Source organism: Amycolatopsis sp. cmx-8-4, assembly GCF_046548675.1.
Classification (GTDB): Bacteria; Actinomycetota; Actinomycetes; order Mycobacteriales; family Pseudonocardiaceae; genus Amycolatopsis.
The window spans coordinates 450,275-470,352 of record NZ_JAEBDZ010000004.1; the positions used below are offsets into that span (position 1 = coordinate 450,275).

Below are 20,078 nucleotides of genomic sequence, written 5' to 3' on the forward strand. Positions count from 1 at the left end.
GACCGCGAGGTCACCACACATAGGGGACGAGCCGGGCGCGGTCGGCCGCGAACTGCCGGTAACGGCTGCCCAGCGCCTCACCGAGAGCGTGCTCCTCGATCCCGATGCGGTGGATCAGGGCGATCAGCAGCACCACGACCGGGCCCGCCGCGCTGACCCAGTTGTCCGCGATCAGGCCGCCGCCGGCGAAGATGAGCAGCAGGCCGGTGTAGCTCGGGTGCCGCAGGACCCGGTACGGACCCCGGTCCACGACGGGCTGGTCTTCACTGGTCTGCACCGTCACGGTGAAGTACTTTCCCAGGCTGTGGAAGGACCACCAGCGCAGGAGCAGGCCGAGCCACCCGAGCACGAGCCCGACCGTGACCAGCCCCGCGCCGCCGCCGATGCCGGCGGCCGGGACGACCGCCCGGCCGATCGGCCACAGCAGGATCGCGCCGAGGAACAGCACCCGGAAGCCGAGCTCCGCGGGCACGTTGACGAGTTTCGCGCCGCCGCGCGTGCGGAACGCCTGGACGAGTTCGCCCGCCGCGAAGGCGGCGACGCCGACGACCAGGACTACCCGGGCCACGTCCGGCAGCTCTTCGAAAGGCGCGCGCACACCGCCATTGTCCCCCCGGAGAACACGTCGCGATCGACCATCGCGCTCCCGGTTTTCCCGCGGCCGCGGGTGGCTGGGGTGCCCCTGGTCCGCGGTGCCGGTGGCCGACCTGGCGTGCTCGTCGAGCTGATCTTCCTGCTGCTGTGGTTCCTGCTCTTCACGCGTCTCGACGCCGTCGTGGGCCGAGATCTCGCGGCCGCCAACGCCCACGCGCTGGCCCTGCAGTCCGCGGAACACGCGCTGCACATCGACGTCGAGCGGAGCGCGAACGGCCGGCTGGCCGGGCATCCCCTCCTCGCTCAGTCGGCGGTGTACCTGTACCGGCTGTACTACGCGGTGGTCGCCGGCACCCTGCTGTGGGTGTTCGTCCGGCACGCCGAGGTCTACCGCCGGGTCCGCCGGACGATGGTCGCGATGACGGCCCTCGTGCTGCCGGTCTACTGGGCGGTGCCGATGTCGCCGCCGCGTTTCGCACTGCCCGGCGCCGTCGACATCGTTGCCGGGTACGACATCCTGGGCCAGGCCGGCCGGGAGAGCTGGACGAACCCCAGCCACTACACGGCCATGCCCAGCATGCACGTCGGCTGGGCGTTGTGGTGCGCGTACGCCGCGTGGTCCGCGCTCCGGGGCACGCATCCCCGCCTGGCGCTGCTGTCGTGGTCGTTCCCGCTGCTCATGACGGCGGACGTGCTCACCACGGGGAACCACTACGTCCTCGACGTCGCGGGCAGCGTCACGCTACTGGCCGTCTCGATCGCCGCCGCGGCGCTGTGGGGCCGCCTCGCCGGAGCCCGGCAGCCGGACCGGTCCTGAAGCCGAGACGGCTCGACGAGGTGGACGAATGCCCCATCGGCGTAGGCAACGGCCCTGATCGGCGTGCTCGACCTGCGCTCGACCGGCCGTCCGGATAGCTTCGGTTCCGTGCTCAGATTCGCTGCGGTAGGTGCGCTGTCGCTGGTCTCCCTCGGCGTCGCCGCGCTCGCGCTGTTCGTCGGCCCGTGGTGGTGGTTCCTCGCCGCGCCGCTGCTCCTCGTCGCCGGTCCGGGGTGCTGGGATCTCCTCCAGCGCAAGCACTCCGTCCTGCGGAACTACCCCGTCCTCGGGCACCTGCGCTTCCTGCTCGAAGCACTGCGGCCCGAGCTGCAGCAGTACTTCATCGAGCGCAACTTCGACGGCCGCCCCTACGACCGCGACATCCGCAGCATGGTCTACCAGCGCGCCAAGGGCACCGACGCCGAAGCGCCGTTCGGCACCGAGCGCGACGTCTACGCCGACGGCTACGAGTCCCTGGTGCACTCGATGGCGCCGATCGCGACGCCGGACGACCCGCCGAAGATCCGGATCGGCGGTCCGGACTGCACCCGGCCCTACGACATGGCCCTGCTCAACGTGTCCGCGATGAGCTTCGGCTCGCTGTCCGCCAACGCGATCCTGGCCCTCAACAAAGGGGCCGCGCTCGGCGGGTTCGCCCACGACACCGGCGAAGGCGGGCTCTCGGAGTACCACCTGCGCCACGGCGGCGACCTCGTCTGGGAGATCGGCACCGGCTACTTCGGCTGCCGGACCGCCGACGGCGGCTTCGACAAAGGGGAGTTCGCCGAGAAGGCCGCCCACGATGCGGTGAAGTGCGTGTCCCTGAAGCTGTCCCAGGGCGCCAAGCCCGGGATCGGCGGCGTGCTGCCCGGCGGCAAGGTGAACGCCGAGATCGCGCGGGTCCGCGACGTCCCCCAGGGCGAGACCGTCATCTCCCCGCCCTACCACCGGGTCTTCGCCACCCCGCGGGAGCTGATCCGGTTCATCGCCGAGATGCGGCAGCTGGCGGGCGGCAAGCCGACCGGGTTCAAGCTGTGCGTCGGTTCGCGGCGCCAGTTCCTCGCCGTCTGCAAGGCCATGCTGGCCGAAGGCGTCACCCCCGACTTCATCATCGTCGACGGCGCCGAGGGCGGCACCGGCGCCGCACCCCTGGAGTTCGCCGACCACATCGGCACGCCGCTGACCGAGGGTCTCATCACCGTCCACAACGCACTCGTCGGCACCGGGCTGCGCGACCGGATCAAGATCGGCGCCAGCGGCAAGGTCGCCACCGGCGCCGACATCGTCAAGCGCCTCCTGCAGGGCGCGGACTACACCAACGCGGCACGGGCGATGATGTTCGCGATCGGCTGCATCCAGGCCCAGCGCTGCCACACGAACACCTGCCCGGTCGGCGTCACCACCCAGGACGCCCGCCGCGCCCGCGCACTGGACGTCGCCGACAAATCCCTGCGCGTGGAACGGTTCCAGCGCTCCACCGTGACCGGCGCCCAGCAGATCATGGCGTCGATGGGCGTCCGGTTCCCCGCCGAGCTGCGGCCGCACATGCTGCGCCGGCGCGTCGATCCCCACCGGGTGCGGTCCTACGCCGAACTCTACGACTGGCTCGAGCCCGAGCAGCTGCTGTCCGGCCCCCCGCGGGACTGGGCGCAGGACTGGGCCGCGGCCGACCCCGACCACTTCACCATCTGACACACCCCAGGAGAGCTCCGTGACCCGCACCGTCGCCCAGGTCGTCATCGACAGCCTCGTCCAGCTGAACGTCACCCACGTGTTCGGCGTCGTCGGAGACGCGCTCAACCCGCTGACCGACGCGATCCGCCGGGCCGACGGCATCGAGTGGGTCGGCTGCCGGCACGAGGAGGCCGCCGCGTTCGCCGCCGGCGCGCAGGCCCAGCTCGGCGACACCATCGGCGTCTGCATGGGCACCGTCGGCCCCGGGTCGGTGCACCTGCTCAACGGCCTCTACGACGCCGCGAAGAGCCACGCGCCCGTGCTCGCCATCGCCGGGCAGGTCCCGCTCGCCGACGTCGGCACCGACATGTTCCAGGAGGTCGACAACGACCTGCTGTTCAAGGACGTCGCCGTCTTCCGCGCCACCGTGACCTCCGCCGAGCAGATCCCCGGCCTCCTGGAGATCGCCGTCCGCACGGCCGTCAGCCGCGGCGGCCCCGCCGTGCTCACCGTGCCCGGCGACATCGGCGACAAGAAGGTCGACGCCGACCGCGAGCCGCGGTTCTCCCTCGCCGAGCGCAGCACCCGCCCCGACGACCCGGCGCTGGACGCCGCCGCGCAGCTGCTCAACGCGGCGGAGAAGGTCACCCTGCTGGTCGGGCGCGGCGCCCGCCAGGGCCGTGACGACGTGCTGGCGCTGGCCGACCGCCTCGGCGCCCCGATGGTCCTCACCCTCAAGGCCAAGGAGGGCTTCGAGGACGACAACCGGTTCCAGGTCGGGCAGACCGGCCTGATCGGCAACCCCGCCGCCGCGCAGGCGATGGACGACGCCGACCTGTTGTTGCTGCTGGGCACCGACTTCCCGTACCGCGCCTGGTACCCGACCGGGAAGAAGGTCATCCAGGTGGACGCCGTCGCCGAGCACATCGGCCGCCGCGTCCCGGTCGAACTCGGCTTGGTCGGCGACGTCGCCCCCACGGTGGCCGCGTTGCTGCCGCGGCTGTCGCCGCAGGCGTCCCGCACGCACCTCGACGACGCCCGCGCGCACTTCGAGCGCTGGCGCGCCGGGCAGGCGCGGCTGGCCGCCCCCGGGCACGACAAGAGCCTGGTGGGGAAGGTCCGTTCGGTCTTCGACAACCAGGACCACCAGATCCGCCCCGAGGCCCTGGCCGCGCTGATCGACGAACACGCCGCCCCGGACGCCGTGTTCACCTCCGACACCGGGATGGCCACGGTGTGGCTCTCGCGGTTCGTCCACATGACCGGATCGCGCCGGCTGCTCGGCTCGTACAACCTCGGGTCGATGGCCAACGCGATGCCGCAGGCGATCGGCGCCCAGCTGTGGGACCGCGACCGCCAGGTCGTCGCGTTCTGCGGCGACGGCGGTCTCAGCATGCTGCTCGGCGACCTGATGACCATCCGCACCTACCGGCTCCCGGTGAAGCTGGTGGTCTTCGACAACCGGCGTCTGGGCATGGTGAAGCTCGAACAGGAACAGGCCGGGCTGCCCGAGTTCGGCACCGAGCTGGACAACCCGGACTTCGCGGCGGTCGCCACCGCGCTGGGCCTCACCGGGATCCGGGTCACCGACCCGGACGAGCTGGCCGAGGCCGTCCGGCGCGCGCTGAGCACCGAAGGCCCGGTCCTGCTGGACGTCCTGACCAACCCCGAGGAGATGTCCGTGCCGCCGAAGCCGACGGTGGATCAGGGCTGGGGCTTCGCGATCGCCAAGGTGAAGGAGCACCTCCGCAGCACGGGCGACAACAGCTGACCTGCCCGAGCCGGCGCGGCGGCCGGCGCGTGACCACGGGTCCGCAACCCGCGAGACATGACCAGGACCGCCCGGCGGCCACGATGGGCTGGAGCGCCGGACGCTCGCCCGGTCACGCGCACGATCTCCGGCAGGGGGCGTCGATGTCCACTGTGGACAACCGGCAGCTGTGGGTGCGGCCGACACCGGTTCACACGACGGAAACCGGCACGACCACGTGGACCGGCGGCCACAAACCGAAGTTCACGGTCCGCAGCACGTACACGGCCCGGCCGCGCTGTCGGGCTGGACGACATCGTCCACGACGGTGGCGCGCCGGGCACGGGACCGGCCCGCGCACCGCCGCACCACCGTCCGGGTCACGACCTACCGGTCCGCACCCCGGCCGTCCACATCGGACGCCACCGCGGACCAGTCGTCGATGCGCCACAGGCAGCCGGTGGCCGCCTTGGCCTGGACACCCTTGTCCGACATTTCGAACTCCCCGAAGTCGACGACGTAGAGCGCGCCGTCCGGGCCGAACGCGACGTCGATCGGCCGGTGCAGGGGAATCCCGAGGGGAATCCGGTGCGTGGTCCAGTCCGCCGGGTCCACCCGCAGGAGGTACCGCCCCACGTTGGGACCGCCACCCGGCAGGCACATCGGGGCCTCGTCGCCGAACAGCGGGACGACGAGCTGGCCCGCGAAGCGTTCCGCGGCCGCGGGCACCACGGCGAACTTCGTCGCCGCCGCGTGCGGCTCGAACTCCACCAGCGGGCGTTCCGGCGGCGGCAGCTCGTCGTGGTTGGCGAGCAAGAACGTCGGCGCGGCACCGCGTTCGGGCTGGAACCGGGGTGCGGTGACCGGTTCGCCGCCGACGAAGTCCGGCCAGCCGTACCAGGCACCGGGCCGGATCTCGAACAGCAGGTCCGGCACGTTGCCGATGGGCCTGCTGCCGCGGTCGTCCGCGCCCTGGTCCAGGGCCAGCAGCCGCCCGTCGGGCAGGAAGCCGAGGCCGAAGCCGTTGCGCACCCCCCAGGCCACCAGTTCGAGCCCGCTGCCGTCGAGCTCGCACCGCAGCACGGCCGCGGTGCACGGCAGCCCGGCGGCGATCCGCTGCCCGGCGGTGGTCGGCGTGCCGAACTGCACGAACGCGCCGGTGGTCGCCTGCTCGCCCGGCAGGTCCGGCAACGGGTTCGGCGTCACCGCGTCCTGCCCGGTCAGGACGATGTCCAGGCCCGGGACGTCGTGGGCGTGCGGCAGCCGGCGCAGCCAGCCCATCTCGTAGGCGTCGAGACCGATGACCGCCAGGTTCGCCATCGCGCCCTGGCTGAAGTAGAGCTTGCGGTCCGGGCCGACGACGGCCATGTTCGTGTGGTAGTTGCCGGGACCGGGCATGCCGTCGACGATCGTGGTGCGCGAGCCGTCCGGGTCGATGCGGGTGATCCGCCCGGCGCCGCCTTCGGACACGTAGAGCCGTTCCTCGTGCAGGCACAGCCCGGTGACAGGTCCGGCGAGACCGTCGGCGACCAGTGTGCGCCGCGGCCGGCCCGGCCGGGTGTCCAGCCGCCAGACGCGGCCCCCGGCCGGGGCGCCGCCGAACGGGAGTCCCGATTCGGCGACGTAACTCCGGCCCTCGTCGTCGAAGACGACGCTCGTCGGGAACTGCAGCCCGTCGGCGACCGCCGTCGCCGAGGGCGCCGTCCGCTCCGGGGTGACGGTCATCGCTTGCCACCCTTCTGGGTCGGGAGGCGGTAGGCCACGATCTCCGCGCGCTGGTCCGTGGTGAACGGCCAGCCGCTGCCCGCGATGACGTAATCACCGTTGATCGCCACCGGCGCGTTCACCGCGGCGGGGAGAGTGGCCGTCCAGACCTCCTTGCCGGTGGCGGTCTGGAGCGCGTGGACGTTCCCGTCGAACGTGGTGGTGAACACCAGGTCGTTCACGACCGACGCGGCGCCGTAGGCCGAGGTGGGGAACGGGTGGCTCCACTTGATCCGGCCGGTCACCAGGTCGAGGGCGACGAGCTCACCCGTGGCCTGGTCGAACGGAGCGATCTCCGGCGAGCCCTCCTGGGCGACCCACGTCGCGCTCTCGTTGTTCACCGCGGCGTAGATCGTGGTGTCGTCGACCGCGATCGGGGAGATCACGCCGCCGAGGACGCCGGGGTACACCTCGAACGGCAGCTGGGGCAGCTTGTCGAACTCCCCGTTCATCGCCAGCACGCCGTCGTTGTCGTGGCCGTTGTGCTTGCCGACCGGGGTCTTCCACAGCATCCGGCCGGTGGCCGCGTCGAACTGGTAGACGTAGCCGGTCTTGCCGGAGCCGATGACGACCGGCCGGCCGGCCGCCTTCGTCAGCACCGGCGAGTTCTGGAGGTCCCAGTCGTAGAGGTCGTGCGGGAGGACCTGGTTGTACCAGAGCACACGACCGGTCGTGTGGTCCAGCTTGACGACCGAGTCCGTGTAGAGGTTCGGTCCGGGCCTGCTCGAGCCCCAGGGGAACTTCTCGGTGCCGAGGAACGGCGCCGGGTTACCGACCGAGATGAACAGGTCGCCACGCTCGTCGAAGCTCGGCGGGTTCCAGATGCCACCACCGGAGTTCAGCTCCGGGTGTCCCCACAGGTCGAGCGGGACGGAGTTGAACTGCCACTTCGTGGCCCCGGTCTTGGCGTCCAGCGCCCAGAGCACGCCCGCGCCGCCGCCGCCGAAGAACGCGTCCGCGTTGCCGGGACCGGTCGAGATGTAGACGGTGCCGCGGTCGACGCCCGGGGACATGTTGATGCCCTCGTTGTCGTTGCGGATGAGCTTCTTGCTCCAGAGTTCCGTACCAGTTTTCGCGTCCAGCGCGAAGGCGGTCGAGGTGGTCGCGGCGTAGACCCGGCCGTCGACGACGTTGACCCCGTTGGGGCCGTTGATGGCCGAGTTGTACATCTTCGTCCACAACAGCCGGCCCGTCCGCAGGTCGATCGCGTAGACGTTGGAGTCGAGGTCCTGGGTGTACACGGTCCCGTCGACCACGACCGGGGTCGTGGCGTACACGCCCGGCCACCGGTCCGGCGGTGCCGGGGTCTTGTTCGCCACGGTCCACGCGACCTGGAGCGACCCGACGTTGCGGGAGTTGATCGGACCGCTGACGTGACGGGTGTTCGACTTGTCGGCGTTCGGGGCCGACCACGTCGAACTCACGGGGTAGTGGCGCGGGTGCGCGCTCGATTCCGGTGTTCCGCTGAGCACGAAGAGCGCGCTGACGGCGATGGTAAGAGATAATCGGCCTGCGGACCGACCGCGGCGGTTCCGGCTCGAGCGCATGGCAAGACCCTCCAGTAGTGGTGTTTCAGCCAAGCCGGAAACCCGGCCCGCCCCCCCACCACAGGGACCGTACTCACGCGCACTCTGCCATGGTTCTTCCGTCGTGCCCCGCTGCGGGAACGCGACAGCCCGGCCGGACCCGTACTGCACGGTCCGCCCGGATGACACCGTTGTGCCGCGCCGCGAACCTACCGCGGGCGCGGGCAGGTCACTCCTCGCCGAGCAACGGGCGCACCTCGGCACCGCCTTCGACGACCGGCACGAACTTCGCGATCTCCACGGCGTGGTCCAGGTCGCGGGCCTCGACCACGAAGAAGCCGGTGAGCTGCTGCTTGACGTCGTGGAAAGGACCCTCGGCCACCGAGTCCCCGCGGACGGTGCGCGCCTGCGCCGTCGGGGCGGCCGCGTAACCGGTCACGATCTTGCCGCCGGTGCCCTCGACCTTGCCCTCGACCGCGCCGTGCTGCTCGAGGACCTCCGGCGGAATTTCCTCGAACGGAATCTCCTTGTCGAAAATAAATACGGCGAACTGGGCCATGACCGGTTTTCCTTCCCGTTCGACGACTCGGTGAATGAGCCACAGACAACATACAACGAACGACACCGGACCAACCGCACCCGGAGGCACTTTTCGCCGAAATGGGTGCATCGCAATGGCGGGCCATTACCGCCGAATGCACCGGTGTGCATCTTCGGAATTGCTCTCGTCCGCGGCCGATCACTGCTCGCGGACGAAAGCCTGTCGCACTGGCGGAGAGGACAACGACCGGGCCCGGGGCCCATCGTGGATTTCGGCCCCGTGCCCCGGAATCGCGACCCGGGAGCGACATCGTGGCGAAAGAGGATTGACACGTGACCGAGCAGCGAGACGTCTTTTCCGATCTGGCCGGGACCGCCGCCACGAATCCGGAAGCGTTCGCCGCGGCCGCCACGAACTTCGACGCGGCCGTGAACGCCGCACCCGGGAGTTCCCGCCCGGCCCGGCCGAGGTGCTGTTCGCCCGGTGGCGCGACGAACGCGACACCGCGATCAAGGCCCTCGCCGCGGTGCCCGGCGACCGGCCGGTGCCCTGGCCGGTGCGCCCGCTGCCGCCCGCCGCACCGGCCCGCGCCGGGTTCATGGACCTGTTCGCCCACGGGCCGGACGTCGCGGACGCGCTCGTCGCCGGAGGCGCGGAGGCCGACCACCGACCGGACATCGCGCAGGCCCACCGCGGCCCGGCACGACCGATCCTCAACCGGTTCGACAAAGGAATGTGGGGTACCGCAACGATGGTGATCGTGATGGCGCCGGACGCTGCGGCCGCGGATGTCGACGCGGTCGTCGCGCTCGTGGAATCGACCGGTGGCGAAGCGTTCGTCAGCCGCGGCGTGACCGGGGCCGGCGGCCGGGAGCAGGCCCGGGGCAGCCGGGTCGTGATCGGCCTGGTCGGCGACGTGGACCGGCTCGAGGCACTGAACCTGCAGGAGATGCGCGGCGTCGCCAAGGTCAAGCGGATCTCGACCCAGCACAAGCTCGTCAGCCGTGAGCACCACCCGGAGCGGTCGGTCGTCCACGTCGGCGGCGTGCCGATCGGGCCGGACACCGTGACGTTGATGGCCGGGCCGTGCGCGGTGGAGACGCCGACGCAGACCCTGGCCGCCGCCAGGATGGCCAAGGTGGCCGGCGCCGCGCTGCTGCGCGGCGGTGCCTTCAAGCCACGCACCTCGCCGTACGCCTTCCAGGGGCTCGGCGAACGCGGGCTGCGGATCCTGTCCGACGTGCGGGACGAGGTCGGGCTGCCGATCGTCACCGAGGTCGTGGCCGTGCAGGACGTGGCGATGGTCGCGTCCTATGTGGACATGCTGCAGATCGGCACCCGCAACATGCAGAACTTCTCGCTGCTGCAGGCGGTCGGCGAGGCGGGCAAGCCGGTGCTGCTCAAACGCGGGATGAACGCCACCATCGAAGAGTGGCTGATGGCCGCCGAGTACATCGCCCAGCGCGGCAACCTCGACATCGTGCTGTGCGAACGCGGCATCCGCACGTTCGAGACCGCGACCAGGAACACGCTGGACATCTCCGCGGTGCCGGTCGTGCAGCGGCTGTCGCACCTGCCGGTGATCATCGACCCTTCGCACTCCGGCGGCCGGCGCGACCTGGTGCTGCCGCTCAGCCGGGCCGGCGTGGTCGCGGGCGCCGACGGCCTCATCGTCGACGTGCACCCGCACCCCGAGCTGGCTCTGTGCGACGGACCGCAGGCGTTGACGGCCGACGACCTGCAGGAGCTGTCCCGCAGCGTGGCGGAGCTGACCGCCGTCATGGGCCGCCGCTTGGCCATCCCCGCCCAGCACGAGCGGCGGCTCGCCGGCTGACGCCCGCCCCGGCCGGGGCTTTCTTCGTCACTCCGCCCGGGGCCTGGCGCCCCGGGCGTTTCCGTGCCCCGGCGACGGGCTCACGGACGACGCGCGGCCCGGATCGTGGCCCGCACACGCGGGAAGGCGCGTCCGGGACGTTTCACCGTCCTGAACGCGCCTTCCGGCTCACCCGCCGCCACGTCAGCCCGCGAGGCCGTCTTCCGCGACGTCGAAGTGGGCCTTGGTCAGCTCCCGTTGCGCCTTGGCCGCGAGGAACACCGCGAAGCCGGCGTGGGTGTGCAGCATCGACAGGTCCCGCCACGTGCGCTCGAGGCGCTCACCGTGGCGGACCGAGCTCGACCCGGCGGTCGGCAGCAGGTGCCCCTCCACGGCGTGCCAGCACAGCTGCACCGACTGCCTGCTGATGCCGGCCAGCCGCATCTCCATCTCGGTGGTGAACGCGCCGGGACCGGCGGCGCAGGCTTCCTGCCACTGCCCGATCGCGCCGAGGACCGCGGTTTCCGCGGTGGCGATCATTCCGGTGGCCTCGCCGTACCAGTACTGGTAGTCCGAGTCGTGCACGCGTCCCACGACGGGCGGGAACAGCGTGGTCCGGGTCCGCATCAGGTGCTCGTACGCGTCGAGCGCACCCTTGGCGATGCCGACGGCGAGGACGGCGCTCTCCAGGTTCATGAAGCTCAGCGGGCCGCCGCCGTACTGCGGGTTGCCGTGCAGCCGCAGCCCGGGAGTGCCGTCGGCCACCGAGAACTGGCTCAGATGCCCGGGAATGGTGAAGTGGTCCGGGATCCACCCGTTCTCGATGGTGATGCTGTGCGACCCGCTGCCGCGCAGGCCCAGCTGCCCGCCCCAGTCGTCGAGGCGGCGCCACACGCTGCGCGGCGCGATGAACGCCATCGGCTCCGGCGGCGCGCCGTCGCCGCTCTTCACGAGCGTGTGCCCGACGAAGTGGGTGGCGTACGGGGAACCGGAGCAGTAGCCCCAGGTGCCGTTGATCACCCAGCCGCCCTCGGCGCGCTCGGCCGTGCCGGACGGCATGATCGTCGACGGCGCGATGAAGTCGCCCACCGCGAAGACCTCGTCCTGCGCCTGCTCGGGGAAGATCGTGGCCACCGCCAGCGCGTGCGCGGCACCGAGGGTGTACATCCAGCCCGTCGACGGGCAGCCGCGGGTCAGCGCGACCGCCACCCGCATGAAGGTGTCCGCACCGAACTCGTAGCCGCCGTAGCGCCGGGGCACGAGGATCCGGTAGAAGCCGGCCTTCCGGAAGGCTTCGTGGGTGTCGAGCGCGTAGAAGGTGCGCTGCTCGGTCTCGGCCTGGCGCTCGACAAGGGCGGGGGTCATGGCCTCCGCGCGAGCCACGACCTCCGCCGGGGTCAGCCCCGGTTCCGGAGGAGGCGGAAAGCCGCGCCCGGGAAGACTCGCCGCGACGAATGCCATGGGATAGCACGCCCTTTCCCTGTCATGCGGATGCGAGGTCAGCGTCCCATTCCGGCGTCGGCGACCGCATCTCCGGAATTGCCGGCCCCGGCGCGCCGAGCGCGGCACCAAGCACGGCGTGAGATGTGCCCGCCTCCGCCCAGCACCGACGATGAAACCGATACCGACGCGCGCCCGCGCCGGGTGCTCCCGCACGACTGGAGGTCCCATGGGGTCCAGCGCCGCAGACCGTAACCCGCGCACCGTCATCGACGTCCTGCTGTCCGAATATCCGTTCCCGGACTTCCTCGGCCCGGTCCGGCAACGGGCCGCGGAGTTCGAGCGCGCCCACCCGGAGTACCAGGTCGTCATCCGCGGCTGCTACTACGAAGACCTCCCCGCCCAGGTGTCCACGGAGGCACTGGCGGGGAAGCCGCCCACGATCGCGTCGTACTACTCCGGCGCGAGCCAGCAGGCGATCGACACGGTCACCGCGGACGGCAGGCCGGTGTTCACCCCGGTAGCCGGGCAGATCGGCGACCGCACCGAAATCCTCGGCGAGCCGGTCGTCCTCGACGACCTCCTCGACGCCTGCCGCGACTTCTACTCGATCGGCGGCGAGATCGCCGCCGTGCCGCTCACGCTGTCGACGATGTTGCTCTACACCAACACCGCGATGCTGCACGCCGCCGGCATCGGCACCGTGCCGTCCACGTGGGACGAGCTGAGCGCCGCGTGCGCCGCGGTCGCCCGGCTCGACGGCGGGCCCGCTCACGCCATCACCTGGCCGATCGACGGCAAGCTGTTCCAGCAGGCGATCGCCCAGCAGGGCGGCCTGTTCCTCGACAACGAGAACGGTCACGCCGCCAGGGCGACCACCGTCGACCTCACCTCCGAGGAGGTGATGGCCTACGTCGGGTGGTGGCAGGGGCTGGTGCAGCGCGGGGAGTACGTCTACACCGGGCAGTTCGAGGACTGGCTCGGCAACGGCGCCGCGTTCGCCGAGCAGCGCGTGGCGTTCCGCGTCGACTCCTCGTTCGCGATCAACTTCATGTCCGGCGACCCGGCCGAACCGCACGTGACGGTCAGCATGCTGCCCTACAACGGCCGCACCGCGCCCGCGGGCAACTGGATCGGCGGGGATGCCATGTGGCTGGCCGACGGCCTCGACCCGGTCACCCGCGACGGCGCGCTCGCGTTCATGCAGTACCTGAACAGCCCGCGCAACGCCGCCGAGTGGCACAAGGCGAGTGGTTCCACCCCGGTGACCAAGGGCGCCGCCGCGGTGCTGGAGGAGGAGGGCTGGTTCGCCGCGAACCCGGTCCACCGCGTCGCCGTCGAGCAGCTGGAGCGGACCGACCGCTCCCCCGGCTCCAGCGTGCCCGTGTTCCCCGGCTCCCACGGCATCCAGGTCGCGATCATGGCGGCCATGGAGGACGTGGTGGTCCGCGGCGCCGAGCCGCTGGCCCGGTTCACCCGCGCCACCGCCGAGGCCCAGAAGGCCCTGGACCACTACAACGCCACCTGCCTCGGCGAGGGCCCGCGCGACCCCGGCTGGCTGGTCGTCGGCACCTGAGCGGCCGGCGCTCCTTGCGGTACGACGAAGAAGCTCCTCCGGGACCGGGTCCCGGAGGAGCTTCTTCGTTGTGGGCCACCGCTACCGGACGGAGGCCACCCACTGCCGGGCGGGACCCTCGACGGGGCGCTTGGCGGTGTGGTAGAGCCACCACTGCACCAGCATGAGGTCGACGACCCAGCCCACCCAGCGCGCGAACTCCGCCAGGTACGTGAAGTCCATCTGGATCTGGTAGCCGATCACGATCTGCGCGGCGAAGACACCCCACACGTTGTTCATCACCAGCGCGAAGCTGTACAGCATGAACTTGCGGTGCAGCGCGTAGCGGCCGGAGCGCACCGCCCAGAACGCGACGACCGCGGTGATGATCCACAGCGTCGTGGACATGGTGACGCCGACCTTCCCGACCGGCGGGGCGAACGGCATGATGATCAGCCCGCACACGCCCCCGGCGACGGTCGCGGCGACGTAGACCCGCCCGGCCACCCGGTGCACCGCCGGGTGCTGCCGGCGCAGCCAGGGCCACACCGTCAGGTTCACCGTCACCATCGCCACCGTGCCGAAGACGATGTGGGAGATGAGCAGCGGGTAGTAGGCCGCGAAGCCGTCGTGCGGCGGGACCGGCGCCATGCTCTCCGGGGTGCCGACGAACGGTTTGACCTGCAGGTACAGGAAGGCCGCGGTGACCACCCACAGCGGGATCATCCAGGGACGGCGCCAGAACGGCTTCGCCGCCTCCGCTGTCCCCGGCCGCTGCCGGGATGGGTCGTCGGGCTCCGATACCGGGGTGCGTACGTGCTCCATTTCCTGCGTCACGATGTGCTCCTAGAGTATGAGGTTCGGGAAGTGGGCCAGTTTCGTCTACTATGGACTGAAAACCTCGGCGACCGCCGGTGACTGCGATCCGTCGAGCAGAGCGCGGAAACCGGCCGCGATCGCCTCGGGACCGCGCGACGGCCGGACGGTCAGCCAGGCCGCCGTCCCGGCGAGGAACCGGTCTTCCTCGCTGTGGTAGCGGTCGTAGAACCGCTTCTCTCCCTCGGCGGCCACCGCCTGCGCCTCCACCGCCGGGGTGAAGAAGAACTCCGGCTGCGGGTCGGCGAGGTCCGGCAGCTCCGGCACCACGGCGGTGTGGGTGTAGCCGACGAGCGCGAACGGCCCGAGCTCGGCGGCGAACCGCGCGTGGACGGCGCCGATGAACCGGTTGTCGCCGGTGAAGTCCACGCACACGGCCGGCGCGAGGACCGCGGCCGACTCGAGCTCGTCGTAGCCGGCCACCGCGTCGTAGCAGCCCAGTTCGCGGGCGAACCCGACGTTTCCGGGCGAGGTGAGCCCGACCGTCGGCAGGCCGGTGTTCCGCGCGAGGTGGGCGAGCCCGATCGCCGTCTTGGCCGACGCACCGGTCACCAGGAGCGACTTGGCCCCGCGGCCGACGTGCCCGGCCACGAAGTCCGCCAGGTTGAACGACGCGGGGAACACGGGCCGGAACACCGCGCGCCGGTCGTCGAGCGCGTCCGGCTCGCCCACGCGCTGGAACGTCCGGTACCAGGTGGGCAGGAACTGCCGGCGCGGCTCGGCGTCGAGGAAGCCGCGCGCGGTGGGTGCCGCGGGCACCACGTGGTGGGTCGCCATCGGCACGAAGCCGAAGAACCGCGCACCCTCGGCGACGCCGGGGTGGCGCGACTCCACGACCCGGACGAACGCCCAGACCGGGACCCGCCCGTAGCCTTCGGGCGCGGGGAACGCCGACCAGAACGGCAGTTCGGCGTCCCCCAGCCGTGCGTAGGTGACGTTGTTCATAGTCAGCGCGAACTTCTCGACCGCGAGCCGCACCTCGCCCGCGGCGAGCGCGCCACCCGGCGCCTGCCGCAGCTCGCTCACCGCCAGGTCGGCCTTTTCGGTCAGCAGGTCCCAGCTGTCCACTGTGGTCATCTCAACTCCCTCAGGGGACGATCTCCAGCTGCGCCATCATCCCGAGCGAGGAGTGCTCGAGGAAGTGGCAGTGGTACACGTACTTGCCGAGGAACCCGGCGAACGTGGCCTGCACCCGCACCGACCGGCCGGCCGGCACGATGATCGTGTCCTTGCGCCCGGCGTCCTGGGGCAGCGCCGGATCGCCACCCCGGTCGAGCACCCGGAACTGGGTCATGTGCAGGTGGAAGTTGTGGTCGATCGGGTCGTTGTTGACCACGTGCCAGATCTCCGTCGTTCCGTGCCGGACCTGGAAGTCGACGCGGTTCGGGTCGAAGGGCCTGCCGTTGACCTGCCCCTGGGGGTAGCCGGTCGAGTCGGCGCCGAAGCCGAGGGTCACCTCGCGGGTCACCGTGGCGGGCGGCAGCGCGGGCAGCGGCCGCAGCCGGTCGGGGACCCTGCTGGTGTCGGCCGCCGTGCGCACCACGTCGAACCGCAGCACCGGACCACCGGTGGTGTCGGCGAGGACGAGCTGGGTGCCGACGGGGTACCGCGCGAAGTCCACCACGACATCGGCCCGCTCGCCGGAGCTGAGCACCAGCTCGGAGCGGTGCAGCGGGGCGGGCAGCAGGCCGCCGTCCGTGCTGATCTGGACCAGGTCGGCTCCGTCGAGGCCGAGCCGGAAGATCCGCTCGTTCGCGGCGTTGAGCAGCCGGAACCGGTACTTGCGCGCGGCGACCTGGAAGTGGGGCACCGGCTTCCCGTTGGCCAGGAAGGTGGTCCGCTCGGCCGGGTCACCGTCGCCGAAGAGCTCGCCGGTCGACTCGAACAACGCGTCGCGGAGCATGATCGGCACGTCGTACTGCCCGTCGGGCAGCCGCAGGGACTGCTCCCGCGGGTCGTCGATCACGTAGAACCCGTGCAGGCCGTGGTAGACGTGCGTGGCCTCGAGGTGGTGGCCGTGGTCGTGGTACCAGAGCGTCGCACCGGGCTGCTGGTTCAAGTACTCGTACGTCCGCGTCCCGCCCGGCTCGATCACGTCCATCGGGTAGCCGTCGTGCTGCGCCGCGACGTGCCCGCCGTGCAGGTGCACGTTCACCGGATCGGTGGTGGTGTTCCGGTAGGTGATCAGCACCCGCCTGCCGCTGGTCGCCCGGATGGTCGGGCCGACGAACGAGCCGCCGTAGGTGAGCGCCGGGGTGGAGAGGCCGGGCATGATCTCGACATCGGCGGGCTTGATGTCCTGCCGGTAGACATCGGTGTCCACTGTGGATGACACCGGCCGCAGGACCGGCAGCAACGGCATAGTGGCCGCGAACCGGTCCACGCGCACCCCCGCGGTGGAGAGCGACGCCCCCTGCTGGGAGCTCAGGTGGCTGTGACCGTGCGGGTGCGGCACCGGTTCCTCCGCGTCGGCCAGTATCCCGCGGGTGACGGGAAAGAGCACTGCGCTACCCGCGGCCGCGCCGCCGATCGTGAGGAAATGCCGTCGTTTCATCGCTGCTCCTGTTCGTGCACCAGGTCCCCGGTCGCCGGCGCGGCAGGCTCGCCGGACGGTCACGAGAGCAACGGCACCAGCTCGGACACGAGATCGGCGAACTGCTCACGCGACGGGACGACGGCCTCGGACACCCTGTGCTCCATGGGAAAGTGACCAGGTCTGAGTTCCCCCCACTCTTGCACCGGCGATCCGGGCGGACATCTTGTCGATTGCCTGGTCAAGGCACGCCGCGAGAAACCGTGACCGTTTCCCGATGGGACGATTGTCACCTCGAAACGAGACAGCTGCCCGGAGCAAGCGACGATAAGGAAGTAACCGATGACTGATCGGGACGTTCCGAGCGAGGGGGCCGGCGCGCGGCCGAGCACCCGCCCGCTGACGGGCGACGAGTACGTCGAGAGTCTGCGCGACGACCGCGAGATCTACCTCTATGGCGAACGGGTCAAGGACGTCACCACGCACCCGGCGTTCCGCAATCCCACCAGGATGGTCGCCCGGCTCTACGACGCGCTGCACGACCCGGCGAACCGGGGCGTCCTGACCGCGCCGACCGACGCCGGTGGGGGTGAGGGCTACACCCACCGCTTCTTCACGACCCCGCACAGCGCGGAGGACCTCGTCGCGGACCAACAGGCGATCGCCGCGTGGGCGCGGATGAGCTACGGCTGGCTGGGCCGCAGCCCCGACTACAAGGCGTCCTTCCTCGGCACGCTCGGGGCGAACTCGGAGTTCTACGCGCCGTACTCCGACAACGCCCGGCGCTGGTACAAGGAGTCGCAGGAGAAGGTCCTGTACTGGAACCACGCGATCGTGCACCCGCCGGTGGACCGCGACCGGCCGGCCGACGAGGTCGCCGACGTGTTCGTCCACGTCGAGAAGGAAACCGACTCCGGCCTGATCGTGAGCGGCGCCAAGGTCGTCGCCACCGGGTCCGCGCTGGCGCACTACAACTTCATCGCGCACTACGGGCTGCCGATCAAGGACAAGAAGTTCGCCCTGGTGGCCACGATCCCCATGAACGCGCCGGGGATGAAGCTGATCTGCCGCACGTCCTACACCGCGCAGGCCGCGGTGATGGGCAGCCCGTTCGACTACCCGCTGTCCTCCCGCCTCGACGAGAACGACACGATCCTGGTGCTGGACAAGGTTCTCGTGCCGTGGGAGAACGTCTTCATCTACGGCCACCTCGGCAAGGTGCAGCTGTTCACCGGCCGCTCCGGGTTCCCGGAGCGGTTCACCTTCCACGGCTGCACCCGCCTCGCGGTGAAGCTGGAGTTCATCGCCGGGTTGCTGGCCAAGGCCGTGGAGATCACCGGCACCAAGGACTTCCGCGGCGTGCAGAGCCGGCTAGGTGAGGTGCTGGCCTGGCGCAACCTGTTCTGGGGACTGTCCGACGCCGCGGCGCGCAATCCGGTGCCCTGGACCAACGGCGCGGTGCTGCCCAACCCGGACTACATGCTGGCCTACCGGTGGTTCATGCAGATCGGCTACCCCCGGGTCAAGGAGATCATCGAGCAGGACATCGCCAGCGGGCTGATCTACCTCAACTCCAGCGCGGAGGACTTCAAGAACCCGGAGATCCGGCCGTACCTCGACAAGTACGTGCGCGGCTCGAACGGTGTCGAAGCGGTCGATCGCGTGAAGGTCATGAAGCTGTTGTGGGACGCGGTCGGCACCGAGTTCGGCGGGCGCCACGAGCTGTACGAGCGCAACTACGCGGGCAACCACGAGAACACCCGCGTGGAGTTGTGGTCCTCGCAGCTGGCGAACGGCAAGGTGGACGGCTACAAGGCGTTCGTCGACCAGTGCCTGTCCGAGTACGACCTCGACGGCTGGACCGTGCCGGACCTCTCCTCGTTCGACGAACTGCGTGACCGCCGGAATGACATGCTCAACGGCTGAGACGGGAAGAGACCCGGAAAGCCACCGCCCCCGCCGGAATCCGGCGGGGGCGGTGGCTTTCCGGGTGGTTCCGGGGCGGTCACGCGAAGGCGGAGACGACCTTGTCACCGATGACGGCCACCTGGCGGACCGGGTTCGACCCGGACACGATGCCGATGGCGGTGTCGATGCCCGCCTCGCCGAGCCGGTGCAGCTCGTCGGTCAGCTCGCCGGCACCCGTGCCGTCCTGCCCGACCGCGAACGGGAAGATGCAGGTCTTCTCGAGCGTGTCGTAGTCGCGGCCTTCCTCGGCGCAGAGCGCGCGCAGCAGGTCCAGCTTCTCGGCCAGGTCCGGGCCCGGGTAGACGTTGCAGGCGTCGGCGTAGCGCGCGACCAGCCGCAGAGTCTTCCGGCCGCCGCCACCGAGCATGATCGGCGGGTGGGGGCGGGACAGGCTCTTCGGCGCGATCAGCGGCCGCGCCAGGGTGTGGTGCTGTCCCTCGAAGGGCCGCTCGTCGCCGCTCCAGAGCCGCAGGCAGATCTCAAGGGTCTCCTCGAGCATGGTGAACCGCTCGGTGAGCGACGGGAACGCGAACCCCATGCCCGCCGCCTCGTCGGCGTCCCAGCCCGTGCCGACACCCAGCATCGCGCGGCCGCCGGAGAGGACGTCCAGCGTCGTGACCATCTTGGCGAGCAACGCGGGAGCGCGGAAGTGCACGCCGGCCACGACCGGCGCGAGCCGGCACCGCCGGGTGTTCGCCGCGATGACGCCGAGCGTGGTGAAGCACTCCAGCTGGGGCATCTCCGGCCCGCCCGCGTGCGGGCCCTGCCAGACGTGGTCGCCGACGCCGATCAAGTCGTAGCCGGCGTCGTCGGCCACCGTGGCGATCTCGGCGACGGTCCGGCCCATCTCGGCCGGCCCACCATCCCAGACGAACTCCCCGAGCTCCAAACCAACCTTCATGGCACTGCCTCCCAGCGTGAGCCGACCTCCATGGTGGCAGCGGCGGGACCGTCGCGGCTTCTCCGCTCGTGCGCCACTCCCCGCCCGGCATGGGTCTTGTGCTCGACGCCACCCCGCCGGAGGAGGCCGGGGCCGCGTCGGCAATGCCACCGGCCGGCAACGAGATCGGGGCCGCGCCGGGATCTGCCGTCCTGGGGACCGCCGCCGGTTACGCAGCCGGATGAGCGACGCGGTACCGGCCTCCAGCGCCCGCACCACGCCGCAGTACTGCCCGTAGGTTCGCGGAGATGGTCCGCCCCACGGCGGGAACAGTCCCGTCCTCCCCG

The 20,078-nt window shown here is 71.0% G+C and carries 15 protein-coding genes; 6 read left to right on the forward strand and 9 right to left on the reverse strand.

All coding sequences use genetic code 11. From position 1 onward, the window contains the following. Nucleotides 1–10: 10 nt before the first annotated feature. Nucleotides 11–598, reverse strand: a complete 588-nt coding sequence (locus tag ACLJQZ_RS11255; protein ID WP_410619945.1) for a methyltransferase family protein — start codon at nt 596–598, stop codon at nt 11–13. 78 nt (nt 599–676) lie between these two features. On the opposite strand from ACLJQZ_RS11255, the gene ACLJQZ_RS11260 reads away from it, so the two are divergent. The 3 genes from ACLJQZ_RS11260 to ACLJQZ_RS11270 all read left to right on the forward strand — a co-directional run bounded on the left by ACLJQZ_RS11260 (nt 677) and on the right by ACLJQZ_RS11270 (nt 4,856). Further along, the gene (locus ACLJQZ_RS11260; RefSeq protein ID WP_410619946.1) at nt 677–1,411 is read left to right on the forward strand and encodes a phosphatase PAP2 family protein; all 735 of its coding nucleotides are present in this window, start codon (nt 677–679) and stop codon (nt 1,409–1,411) included. Nucleotides 1,412–1,519: 108 nt separating this feature from the next. Continuing rightward, entirely contained in the window at nt 1,520–3,103 is a 1,584-nt protein-coding gene (locus tag ACLJQZ_RS11265) for an FMN-binding glutamate synthase family protein (RefSeq protein WP_410619947.1), read from the forward strand. Nucleotides 3,104–3,122: 19 nt separating this feature from the next. Further along, nucleotides 3,123–4,856 (forward strand): thiamine pyrophosphate-dependent enzyme, encoded by a 1,734-nt coding sequence (locus ACLJQZ_RS11270; protein WP_410619948.1) that lies wholly within the window; start codon nt 3,123–3,125, stop codon nt 4,854–4,856. 366 nt (nt 4,857–5,222) lie between these two features. Here the strand turns inward: ACLJQZ_RS11270 and ACLJQZ_RS11275 are convergent, their stop codons facing one another. From ACLJQZ_RS11275 to ACLJQZ_RS11285, 3 genes are all read right to left on the reverse strand, one after another. Beyond that, complete coding sequence (locus ACLJQZ_RS11275; RefSeq protein WP_410619949.1) at nt 5,223–6,560, reverse strand: PQQ-dependent sugar dehydrogenase; 1,338 nt, start codon at nt 6,558–6,560, stop codon at nt 5,223–5,225. After that, on the reverse strand, nt 6,557–8,023 hold the full coding sequence (locus tag ACLJQZ_RS11280) for a PQQ-binding-like beta-propeller repeat protein (RefSeq protein ID WP_410619950.1): 1,467 nt from the start codon (nt 8,021–8,023) through the stop codon (nt 6,557–6,559). Before ACLJQZ_RS11280 ends, ACLJQZ_RS11275 begins: the two co-directional genes overlap by 4 nt. Nucleotides 8,024–8,354: 331 nt before the next feature. After that, nucleotides 8,355–8,684 carry a YciI family protein gene (locus tag ACLJQZ_RS11285; protein ID WP_410619951.1) on the reverse strand — a complete coding sequence of 110 codons (330 nt, stop codon included), beginning with the start codon at nt 8,682–8,684 and terminating at the stop codon, nt 8,355–8,357. 136 nt (nt 8,685–8,820) lie between these two features. Here ACLJQZ_RS11285 and aroF point away from each other — a divergent pair, with 136 nt between their 5' ends. Continuing rightward, nucleotides 8,821–10,500: a 3-deoxy-7-phosphoheptulonate synthase gene (aroF, locus tag ACLJQZ_RS11290; protein WP_410619952.1), complete on the forward strand. Its 1,680-nt coding sequence runs from the start codon at nt 8,821–8,823 to the stop codon at nt 10,498–10,500. 183 nt (nt 10,501–10,683) lie between these two features. On the opposite strand, the gene ACLJQZ_RS11295 is transcribed toward aroF, so the two are convergent. Then, a complete protein-coding gene (locus ACLJQZ_RS11295) occupies nt 10,684–11,844 on the reverse strand; it encodes an acyl-CoA dehydrogenase family protein (RefSeq protein ID WP_410619953.1) in 1,161 nt (386 codons plus the stop codon). A gap of 304 nt (nt 11,845–12,148) precedes the next feature. Between ACLJQZ_RS11295 and ACLJQZ_RS11300 the strand changes: the two genes are divergently transcribed. After that, nucleotides 12,149–13,495, forward strand: a complete 1,347-nt coding sequence (locus ACLJQZ_RS11300; RefSeq protein WP_410619954.1) for an extracellular solute-binding protein — start codon at nt 12,149–12,151, stop codon at nt 13,493–13,495. An 81-nt stretch (nt 13,496–13,576) separates the two neighbouring features. On the opposite strand, the gene ACLJQZ_RS11305 is transcribed toward ACLJQZ_RS11300, so the two are convergent. From ACLJQZ_RS11305 to ACLJQZ_RS11315, 3 genes are read right to left on the reverse strand one after another with little or no spacing between them, the layout of a single operon-like run. Further along, entirely contained in the window at nt 13,577–14,311 is a 735-nt protein-coding gene (locus tag ACLJQZ_RS11305) for a DUF2306 domain-containing protein (RefSeq protein WP_410619955.1), read from the reverse strand. A gap of 48 nt (nt 14,312–14,359) precedes the next feature. Further along, nucleotides 14,360–15,427, reverse strand: coding sequence for a DUF2855 family protein (locus ACLJQZ_RS11310; RefSeq protein ID WP_410619956.1), 1,068 nt, complete (start codon nt 15,425–15,427; stop codon nt 14,360–14,362). 10 nt (nt 15,428–15,437) lie between these two features. Further along, the gene (locus tag ACLJQZ_RS11315) at nt 15,438–16,904 is read right to left on the reverse strand and encodes a multicopper oxidase family protein (RefSeq protein ID WP_410619957.1); all 1,467 of its coding nucleotides are present in this window, start codon (nt 16,902–16,904) and stop codon (nt 15,438–15,440) included. A 321-nt stretch (nt 16,905–17,225) separates the two neighbouring features. On the opposite strand from ACLJQZ_RS11315, the gene ACLJQZ_RS11320 reads away from it, so the two are divergent. Then, nucleotides 17,226–18,809 carry a 4-hydroxyphenylacetate 3-hydroxylase family protein gene (locus ACLJQZ_RS11320; RefSeq protein ID WP_410619958.1) on the forward strand — a complete coding sequence of 528 codons (1,584 nt, stop codon included), beginning with the start codon at nt 17,226–17,228 and terminating at the stop codon, nt 18,807–18,809. A 79-nt stretch (nt 18,810–18,888) separates the two neighbouring features. Here ACLJQZ_RS11320 and ACLJQZ_RS11325 read toward each other — a convergent pair whose 3' ends face one another. Further along, nucleotides 18,889–19,752, reverse strand: coding sequence for an LLM class F420-dependent oxidoreductase (locus ACLJQZ_RS11325; RefSeq protein ID WP_410619959.1), 864 nt, complete (start codon nt 19,750–19,752; stop codon nt 18,889–18,891). Between the last annotated feature and the right edge of the window lie 326 nt (nt 19,753–20,078).